Raw genomic sequence first — 6,248 nt, 5'->3', positions numbered from 1 at the left:
CATTATTCACGCCTTCGACGGCACTCAAGCTCGTACTCCAATGCGCACCGTTATCAACGCTGTACTGCACGGTAGCACCGGTTTCAATGCCCGAGACATTCAGCGCCCCGACATTCGTGACGTGATCCGTCGCGCTACTGCCCGAATCGACCGCCAGCGCCACTCGAGGCGCCGTCCCGCCAGCCGTATCCAGCGTGAACGAGCACGAAGACACGGCCGACGCATTGCCGGTCACGTCGATCTGCCGCACCAGCACGGTATTCGTTCCTTCGACGGCGCTGAAGCTCGCGTTCCAGTGCGCGCCGTTGTCGGTGCTGTACTGAACGGTCGCGCCGTGCGCCACCGCGCCGACCGACAGCGTACCGTCCGACGTGATGTTGTCGGCGGCCGACATCCCCGTGTCGTGCGCCAGCGCGACGACAGGAGCGGGCGGCGCAATGTCGACATAGGCGGTCGCCCAGCTCAGCGTACCGTTGCCCAGCCGGATCGCGTACGTGAAGCTGTCCTGCGCGTAGCCGAGCGTATTGAAGCTGTTCGACAACCACGATGCGTCGAGATGGCTCGCGTCATACCCGACCTTGCCGTCGGACGTGATCCAGATGTGCGCGCCGTGCGCGCTGAAATCCGTGCTCACCGATTCCACCCGGCCCGTATCCTGCGTCAGCAACGCCGTCTGTTCGAGCGCGACGGTCGTTTCAGTGCCGGAGTCGAGCGAATAGAGCGTCTTGGCCGCGCCGCCGAGATCGTTCGCCATCACGTTCAGGTAGACGGTGGTAAGCGTATTGTCGGTGAGCCCGGTCTGGGCCGACGTAAATACGTCGTTCGTTGCCTGCGGCGTATTGCTGATGGAAACCGCGGTCCCATTTGAAGTCGTCGCCATGTCGTGCTCCCCGTCCTGTCATGTTTTAATGCGGGCGCTGCGCCGCCCGATGCCGCGCATGCCCGAAGAACTGCAAACCGGTTCTCGTGTCAACGCTCGCGCAACGCCATTTCCTTGGTCTTGATGACGGGCTTGAGCAGGTAATGCAATACGGTACGGCGCCCGGTGCGGATGTCGACGGTCGCGATCATGCCCGGCACGATCGCGACCGGCTGGCTGCGGCCGCTCGGCTTGTTTTGCCGCGTCCGAACCAGTACGCGGTAATAGCTGTCCGGTTTTTCGCCGGGACGGTCCGGCACGATCGTGTCGGCGCTGATGTCCTCGACGACGGCGGGAAAGCCGCCATAGATCGAGAAGTCGTACGCGGACAGCTTGACCGTCGCGTCCTGCCCCGGATGCAGGAACGCGATGTCCGCCGGCCGCACGCGTGCTTCGATCAACAGCGTGTCGTCGAGCGGCACGATTTCCAGCAAGTCCATCCCCGGCTGGATCACGCCGCCCACGGTGTTGATCTTGATCTGCTTGATCATCCCTTTCAGCGGCGCGCGCACCAGGGTGCGCGTGACGCGATCCTCGAGCGCGACGTTGGCCGCACTCAGCGCCGACTGATCGGCGCGCGCGAGATTCAGTTCCTTCATCGCGTCGGCACGAAAGTGCGCGGTCGTTTCGTCGATCTTCTGGCGCGCCTCGCGATAGGCGGCTTCCAGCCGCGGCATCGCGAGCCGCGTCGCATCGAGGTCGCCCTTCATGTCGGTCGCCTGCCGCTCGAGCCGCAGCACCTCGACGTCCGATACCGCGCCTTTTTCCACCAGCGGGCTCGTCAACGCCAGTTCCTTCGCGACGAGCGCATAGCTGTGTTGCAACTGCACCTCGCGCGAGCGCTTTTCGGCGAGTTCCTGCCGGTGCTGTTCGGCCTGTTGCCTCAGCACGTCGAGATTGGCCTGCAATTCGCGCTGACGCGACTCGAACAGCGAGCGTTCCTCGTCCAGCAGGCCCGGGTTAGCGCGTGCCAGGCGGTCCGGCACGACGAACGCGGCACCGTTCGCTTCGGCGCTCAGCCGCGCGATGCGGGCAAGGAGCGCGGCATCCTTCGCCTGTCCTTCCTTGTACGACGACGTGAACCGTGTATCGTCGATGCGCATCAGCGGCTGGCCTTTCTGGACGACCTGGCCGACGCGCACCATGATCTCCGAGACGATCCCGCCCTCCAGGTTCTGCACCACCTGCACGCGGCTGGACGGAATCACCTTGCCTTCCCCGACGGTGACTTCGTCGACTTCGGCGAACGCGGCCCACAGGAGGGCGATGACGATGAACGCGAGCGTCGCCCAGAGAATCCAGTGAGTGAAGTAGCGCGGCCCCTCCATCGCGGCCGCGCAGCGTTCGCGCATGAACGCGGTATCGTCGGCGCGCGGCTTCAGCGCGGCGCTGATGCGGCCGCGCAGTGCGTTGAGCGCGGCGATGCGTTGCGTCGTCGGCGCGCCGGCGCCGTCGGGTTCAGCCAGCAGCGACATGGAGCTTTCTCCCTGCAAGAGCCGCGAGGACCTGGTCCTTCGGGCCGTCAGCGACGACGCGGCCCTGATCCATCACGATCAGGCGGTCGACGAGCGTGAGCAGCGACGGACGGTGCGTGACCAGCAGCAGCGTGCGGCCGGCGAGCTGGGCCGACAGGCGGGCCTTGAACAGCTCTTCGGAGCGGTTGTCCATCGCGCTGCTCGGCTCGTCGAGCAACAGCACCGGCGGCGACAGCAGCATCGCGCGGGCGATGGCGATGGCCTGGCGCTGCCCGCCGGACAACGCTTCGCCGCGTTCGCCCACCGCGAGGTCGAAGCCGTTCGGCACACGGTTGACGAAGTCCGCGACGCCGGCCACCTGCGCGGCGCGCAACACGGCGTCGTCGTCCGCGCCCGGCGCGCCCAGCACGATGTTGTCGCGCACGGTGCCGTTGAACAGCATCACGTCCTGCGGCACGTGACCGATCCCGCGCCGCAGCGCGGCAGGATCGTACTGACGCAGTTCGACGCCGTCGATCAGCACGTTGCCGGATGAAGGCGGGTAGAGGCCGAGGACGAGTTTTTCGATCGTGGTCTTGCCCGAGCCGACGCGCCCGATGATGCCGACGCGCTCGCCCGCGGCGATGCGGAACGACACGCCTTCGAGCGAGACGCCGCTCTGGCCGGGGTACGCGAAGCTGACGTTACGGAATTCGATCTCGCCGCTGAGCGCCGGCCGATGGACGAAGCGCTGCTCGGCCGGACGCTCGCCGGGCAGGTTCATCACGCCGTCGATCGACGCCAGCGCGCTGCGCGACTGGTGGTAGCGGGTCAGCAGCGACGCGACCTGGCCCATCGGCGCGAGCGCGCGGCCGGTGAAGATCGTGCAGGCGATCAGTCCGCCGGTCGTGAGCCGGTCGTCGCCGATCATGTACACGCCGCACAGGACCACCGCGAGATAGGCCGCCTGCTGCGCGAACATCGCGAAATTGACCGCGCATCCCGACAGCAGGCGCGACTTGAGCCCGAGCCGTGCGATCTCGCCGAGCATCTGCTCCCAGCGCGCCTGCATCGGTCCTTCCGCACCGTTGACCTTGATCGTCTCGAGGCCGACCAGCGTTTCGATCAACAGGGCCTGGCGCTGGCTCGCGTGCCGCTGGCTGGCTTGCACGGCCCGCGCGAGCGGCCCCTGCACGGCCACGCCCGCGCCGATCACGAGCGGCAATGCCAGCAGCGGCAGCCAGCCGAGCCCGCCGCCGACCCAGAACATCGCCACGACGAACACGATCGAAAACGGCAGGTCGATCAGCGCCGCCGCGGTCGCCGACGTGAGGAATTCCCGCACGGCTTCGAATTCCTGGATCTGCGAAGCGAATCCGCCGACGGACGGCGGCCGCGCAGCCATCCGGATGCCGAGTACTTTCTCGTACAGGTTTGCCGACAGGATCACGTCGATCTTCTTGCCGGCCACGTCGATGAAATAGCCGCGCAACGTGCGCATCACCACGTCGAACACGATCACGAGCGCGATGCCGGCCGCCAGCGCCCACAGCGTCTCGAGCGCCCGGTTCGGCACGACGCGATCGTAGACGTTCATCGTGAACAGCGGCATCGCCAGCGCGAAAAGATTGACCAGCGTCGACGCGAGCATCACTTCCGCATAGATCGGCCACGATTGCGCGACCACGCCCCAGAACCAGTGGCGCGGGCGCGGCACGACGCTTTCCGTGTCGCGTGCATCGAATCGGTGGGCCGGGCGCGCGAACAGCACGTGGCCGGCGTGGCGTTGCGCGAGTTCGGCCGCGTCGACGGCTTCCTCGCCGATACCGGTTTCAGGAAGGATCACCTGCATGGTGCCGTCCGCATTGCGGTGAACCAGCACGCAGGCCTGGCCGTCGTTGAGCAGCAGCACCGCGGGCAGGACCGCATCCGGGATGTCGGGCAACGCGCGCCGGGCCAGTTTGGCCGACAGACCGGCGCGCGCCGCGGCCCGCACGAACAGGGCCGGGGTGAGGCGCCGGCCGGCGAGCGGCAGGCCGGCCACGAGCGTGTCGACGCCCACCGGCCGGTCGAACAGCCGCGTCAGCACGAGCAGGCAGCCGAGCAACGGATCGTCTTCGATACCCGATCCGTGCGGCAGATTCCAGCCGTGCGCGGCGCTCGGCTCCCCGCTCGCGGCAGCGGCTTGTGTAGCGGCGGCCTGCATTACAGCACGCCGCCGGGCTGGTGACGGTCCGACCGATGCGGCAGTCCGCCGCGCGCGCACATTGCCGCCGTCAAGCGCTCCGTCTTGTTCATACCTCACCCCGATTGTGTGTGCTGTTCGTCGCTTGTGCGACTGCTTGTGACTGTTTGTGTTTGCGTCGGAGCAACAGCAAGGAGCGGGCCAGATGCAGCGACTGGCGCGCCTGGTGGGGCGGAGGCGGGCATGCGCCGACCGACGGCGGTATTCGAATGCCGGTTTGGTTTCAGGGCTGATACGCTGCGCCTGCGCGAGCGCCGTGCGATTTCGTGCCGACGCAGCGACAACGGCGCACTGGAGAAGGCCCGCACGCTACGCGGATCCGGAAACGCCGTCGGCACGGGGCCGGATCCGGTATCGAAAATGTTGCAGTTGTGAAACGCTTCGGTTTCAGGGGGCGTATCGGCGGGGTACACATCGGGTCGCTGATCCGTCCGTCGGTTCGACGCCCGGCCGCGGTCAATCCACGATCTTGAACACCCGGTTCTTCTCGATCATGCCGGCTTTCGGCAGTGTGCCGTCGTCTTCGGCTCGGCCTCGGGGCGCAGATGCCGTTCGTCGAGCGTCGGCCCCGTATAGCGGCTGCGCGGCCGGATCACGTTGCCCACGCGCAGTTGTTCGATACAGTGGGCCAGCAGCCCGACGCTGCGCGCGATCGAGAACAGCCCGAACGCCGCGTCGCGCGGCAACCGAAGCTGCACCGACAGCATCGCGAGCGCGACGATCGAGCCGCGCGACCAGATGGGTTTTACCGCGCTCGATAACGTCGCCGCGGTGCTTGGCGGAAGGGCGGCGCCGAACGCGCTTTGACGGGTAACGCCAGGGTGTGACGCGCAGCTCGCGGGGAGCATCCCCGCCGCTGGCGTGACGCAGCATCGGGGCTTCCGATGACCGGAGGCACCCGGCTGTTAGCACGGCGTTACACGTCAGCATCATTTTTCCGTTGATGTCGTGGCGCGCCTGCCGAGGTCCGGCACATGCCGGTAGCGACCCTCGAGCCGTCTATCAATTCCAGCTGGTTTGGGAAATCAATCGGCCGCATCGTCCCATCCGAACATTGCCCTTGCGATCAGGCGCTCAGGACAGCGACTGGAGTTGACCCTGTAATTCCGGACACAGCGTCACACTAAGGATTGCTGACTCTGGTTCGGAGCCAGATCGCCGATTGCTTCACTTGTGTTTGCTCTGAGCAACTGCGGCTCGCAAGGCGAGCAGATAGCTCTCGACCCCAAAGCCGCAGATTTGCCCATCGACGATCTCGGCGAATACCGAGTGATGTCGGAACGGTTCCCGGGCGTGAATGTTGGACATGTGCAATTCCACGACCGGGCAGATGAGAATAGCCAGCGCATCGCGTATGCCGTAGCTGTAGTGTGTCCACGCCCCTGCGTTGATCAGCACGGCGTCACAGCGCTCCTCGAAGGCCCGGTGAATGCGCTCGCACATTGCCCCTTCACTGTTCGTCTGGAATGATTCCACCTGCACGCCAAGCTCGGCGCCGAGAGCCTGCAGCCGGGCATCAATTTCGGCCAGAGTGATCGTTCCGTACTGCACCGGGTCGCGCTTGCCAAACATATTGTGGTTGATACCGTGAAGCATCAGGACCTTTTTCATTCGTCACTCCGTTGCACGT

The 6,248-nt window shown here is 66.1% G+C and carries 5 protein-coding genes and 1 pseudogene; 1 reads left to right on the top strand and 5 read right to left on the bottom strand.

All coding sequences use genetic code 11. The annotated features are described in order from the left end of the window. The 3 genes from AC3WLY_RS13470 to AC3WLY_RS13460 all read right to left on the bottom strand — a co-directional run. Nucleotides 1-880 (bottom strand): hypothetical protein (locus AC3WLY_RS13470; RefSeq protein WP_492332674.1); only part of this gene is annotated, 880 nt, incomplete at its 3' end. Between the two features lie 89 nt (nt 881-969). Continuing rightward, nucleotides 970-2,394, bottom strand: coding sequence for an HlyD family type I secretion periplasmic adaptor subunit (locus AC3WLY_RS13465; RefSeq protein WP_425132973.1), 1,425 nt, complete (start codon nt 2,392-2,394; stop codon nt 970-972). Beyond that, nucleotides 2,378-4,579 carry a type I secretion system permease/ATPase gene (locus tag AC3WLY_RS13460; RefSeq protein ID WP_492310774.1) on the bottom strand — a complete coding sequence of 734 codons (2,202 nt, stop codon included), beginning with the start codon at nt 4,577-4,579 and terminating at the stop codon, nt 2,378-2,380. The genes AC3WLY_RS13465 and AC3WLY_RS13460 overlap by 17 nt, the downstream gene beginning before the upstream one ends. A gap of 222 nt (nt 4,580-4,801) precedes the next feature. On the opposite strand from AC3WLY_RS13460, the gene AC3WLY_RS13455 reads away from it, so the two are divergent. Further along, a complete protein-coding gene (locus AC3WLY_RS13455) occupies nt 4,802-4,993 on the top strand; it encodes a hypothetical protein (protein ID WP_492310775.1) in 192 nt (63 codons plus the stop codon). A gap of 81 nt (nt 4,994-5,074) precedes the next feature. Here the strand turns inward: AC3WLY_RS13455 and AC3WLY_RS13450 are convergent. Then, nucleotides 5,075-5,337, bottom strand: a pseudogene (locus tag AC3WLY_RS13450) (citrate/2-methylcitrate synthase); the annotation flags it as partial. Between the two features lie 448 nt (nt 5,338-5,785). Beyond that, the gene (gene aroQ / locus AC3WLY_RS13445) at nt 5,786-6,229 is read right to left on the bottom strand and encodes a type II 3-dehydroquinate dehydratase (protein ID WP_175958880.1); all 444 of its coding nucleotides are present in this window, start codon (nt 6,227-6,229) and stop codon (nt 5,786-5,788) included. Between the last annotated feature and the right edge of the window lie 19 nt (nt 6,230-6,248).

The organism is Burkholderia sp. FW306-1C-G01B, assembly GCF_058781685.1.
This window is presented reverse-complemented; position numbering and strand designations above follow the sequence as displayed.

Excerpts from the sequence above, each read along its gene's own strand:
- AC3WLY_RS13465 (WP_425132973.1), bottom strand. The coding sequence starts at position 2,394 with ATGTCGCTGCTGGCTGAACCCGACGGCGCCGGCGCGCCGACGACGCAA.
- AC3WLY_RS13455 (WP_492310775.1), top strand. The coding sequence starts at position 4,802 with ATGCGCCGACCGACGGCGGTATTCGAATGCCGGTTTGGTTTCAGGGCT.
- aroQ (WP_175958880.1), bottom strand. The coding sequence starts at position 6,229 with ATGAAAAAGGTCCTGATGCTTCACGGTATCAACCACAATATGTTTGGC.
- AC3WLY_RS13460 (WP_492310774.1), bottom strand. The coding sequence starts at position 4,579 with ATGCAGGCCGCCGCTACACAAGCCGCTGCCGCGAGCGGGGAGCCGAGC.